Source organism: Streptomyces sp. OfavH-34-F (assembly GCF_022347745.1).
In the GTDB taxonomy this organism is placed as follows: domain Bacteria; phylum Actinomycetota; class Actinomycetes; order Streptomycetales; family Streptomycetaceae; genus Streptomyces.
Genome location: NZ_JAKRGC010000521.1, coordinates 1 through 2654, shown reverse-complemented (window position 1 = coordinate 2654; position 2654 = coordinate 1). Strand labels below are relative to the sequence as shown.

Here is a 2654-nt window from a genome sequence, read left to right as displayed (position 1 = left end):
GCCGCTTGGCCGCGTCCATGGTCTGGATCATCTCGTCGGTGATGTCACCGGGTCGCAGTGCGCTCATCGCCCCACCTTGGACGACCGACCCTGCTGGAGGCCAGCGCTCCGTAGTGCTGGGCTGAGGAGCGGCCGGCCCCGCGGCCGCCGCGGGGGCCGCCCGGAGTTCGGCGATGAACTGCTCCGCCAACTCCGCTCTGAGGCGACGGCCGCCCGCGATGTACGAGCGGGCGCGCTCGCGTGTCGCGGCGGGCCAGACCGGCAACGCCATCAGGTGTTTGCATACCTGACCACCCGTCGGGATGCCCGCTTCATGAAAGCGCGAGCCCTTAAGCTCGACCCCGCCCCACCAGCGAGCGGACTCCCCTCCATGACCAACGGCCTCACCTGGATAGGCGCCCACGCCCTCACCGCCACGCCCGTCCCCGGAATGTGCGGCGGCATCTCCCTTACCCTCGCCCGTGGTATCGACCCTGACGAGTTCCTCATCAACCTCGGGGCCGACCTCGATCAGCTCGCTGCCCGCACCCCGCTGGCCGAACTGCGTAGCCAGCCCACCCCGCCCGGCCACGACCCGACCTGCTACGCCTACGCGATGTACGGCAGCGAGGGTGAGTGGACGTACGTGCTGGAGAACGACCACGCCGCGACCTGGGCAACCGGCTTCCGCCGTGTCCCCTCGATGAGGCCCGGCCCGGGTGAAGAGATCCTGTGCGCCAGCCGGAACCTGTACAGCCCGCCCGCCGCGATCCTGCACGTCGAAGGCGACGAGTTGATACGGCGGGCAGAGTTCGGCACCATCACCGGCCACGGGTCGGCGTTGGACGCGGCGCTCACTGCCGCCGGTGCCGTCTTCCCCTCCATCCCCGACGCCACTGCCGACGAGGTGACCGCCTACTACGAACGGCACGGCGCGCGCCTGCCCACCCTGGTGTTCACCGCGCTGGGCGCTTATACGGGGCTGAGCATCGACCAGGATGCCGCGCAGGCCGGGAATCTCCCCGCCGTCCACCTCCTCACTCCTTGAGCCGCACGCGCCTGCACAACGGCTTCGGCCCCCACCCTGACGGCTTGGGTGGGGGCCGAAGCGGGTTGGCGCTGGGGTGCTACTGTGCGTCGAGTTCGCAGATCACGGGCTGACCGCCGCCGACACCGTAACGGCAGGTGCCGCCGTCATCCATGCGCGTATCCAGCCAGTACGCATCCTTGTCCTTGATGCGCATCTGCTTCATGAAGTTCGCGAAGTGGCCGCCCATGGATTCCTGGTTGTGCATGCCCGAGATCGCCGCCCGGCCGCACACCTCGTTGAACGTGGGGTCAGCCCCGTTCTGCGAGAACAGGTGGATCATGCTGTCGTGCTTCTTCGCGTACATCGAAATGCAAGCATCCCCGCTGGGGGTGGTCTTCCCCGGCGGGATCGCCGGGTTGATGCCGCCCTCGGTGGACGACATGCCTCCGCTGTTGTACGAGGACGCGAACGCGAACTCATCGCAGTTCAACGTGTCGTCCGCATCCACCAGGGCGGAGTAGTCGCTGTTGTCCGCGGCCCACCCCGTGGGGCAGATCCGCGCACGGGAACGGTTGTTCTGCGACTCATCACCCATGTAGTACAGGGGTTCTGATCAGCCATCGAACCCGGGTGCTTGGCCGTGGCCTTCTGAATCAGCCACGCGTGAGCGGCGGCTTGCGGGAACGCCTTCGCGTTGAACGTGTACGTGGGCGCGACGTTGACGAACACACAGCCCGGAGCCGACCCCGCCGGAGCGTCTCCTGCGGGGTGTCGCAGCGAATACGGTCGAGGTCCTCGGTGCCGCCGTCGTAGTCGAGCGACCACTGGTAGCCGGTCTGGAACGGGCGGATCTTCCCGTCGGCGGGGAGAATGTTCGCGTCTATCTGAATGTCAGGCTTGAACCGGTAGTCCGTACTGGCCAGCGACGTATCCCAGCTGAACGGCGTCGTCAGCGTCGCCGAGTGCATTTCACCCGGCACCCACCACGGCTTGCCCTTCCACGCCGTCACCGGCTGCTCCTGCGGCGTACACGAGGTTTCGCACAGATGATTCCAGCCCACGAAGTTGATCTCGCGGAACGCGAGCGGGATCTGCTGGGCGGGCTCGATCGTCAGGTGCTCGGTGAACGTGTTCTGTCCGTCAAGTTCCAGCATCCGCAGGAACATGAAATCCGCCACGGCCTGCGGCACACCGTCCATGCGGATGATGACCGGCACCGTGCGCACATCGCACTGGATGAACCGGGTCGCGAGGATGGATTCGAAGTCGGTGTTGCACCACTCCACACCTGCGGTCGCCGCCGCCGCACCCGCCTTCTCAGACGCGTGGGGCGCCTTGCCCTTGGGGGCCGGGGTCGACTTGCCGAAGCACACCTGACGGCCGTCCGCGTCCGGCTCGCTGCACTGCTCCACCGCATCCTTCGCCGCCGACGTCGACAGCGGCGTACCGGCCTGGCCCAGGGGCTGTTATCGGCGGGCGCAGCACCGCCAGCCCCGGAAATTCGCGGAGCGAATTTCCGCAGGGCGAATTGCGGAGCAATTCGATCTGTGGCCAACGGAGTTGGCCACACCGGCGACGGAGTCGCCGGCCAGCAGCGCGGAGCGCTGCGGTTCGTCCGCCGCGTAGCGGCGGCGCGTCGTGTCCG

At 67.7% G+C, this 2654-nt stretch carries 4 protein-coding genes; 1 reads left to right on the top strand and 3 read right to left on the bottom strand.

All coding sequences use genetic code 11. The features are described from left to right. Nucleotides 1–271, bottom strand: a 271-nt coding sequence (locus MHW47_RS34310; protein WP_239227753.1) for a hypothetical protein, incomplete at its 3' end; no start/stop codon positions are given. 99 nt (nucleotides 272–370) lie between these two features. On the opposite strand from MHW47_RS34310, the gene MHW47_RS34305 reads away from it, so the two are divergent. Beyond that, nucleotides 371–1027: a hypothetical protein gene (locus MHW47_RS34305; RefSeq protein ID WP_239227752.1), complete on the top strand. Its 657-nt coding sequence runs from the start codon at nucleotides 371–373 to the stop codon at nucleotides 1025–1027. A gap of 79 nt (nucleotides 1028–1106) precedes the next feature. Here MHW47_RS34305 and MHW47_RS34300 read toward each other — a convergent pair whose 3' ends face one another. Beyond that, nucleotides 1107–1604, bottom strand: a complete 498-nt coding sequence (locus MHW47_RS34300; protein WP_239227751.1) for a hypothetical protein — start codon at nucleotides 1602–1604, stop codon at nucleotides 1107–1109. 58 nt (nucleotides 1605–1662) lie between these two features. Beyond that, nucleotides 1663–2421: a hypothetical protein gene (locus tag MHW47_RS34295; RefSeq protein WP_239227750.1), complete on the bottom strand. Its 759-nt coding sequence runs from the start codon at nucleotides 2419–2421 to the stop codon at nucleotides 1663–1665. Nucleotides 2422–2654 lie beyond the last annotated feature (233 nt).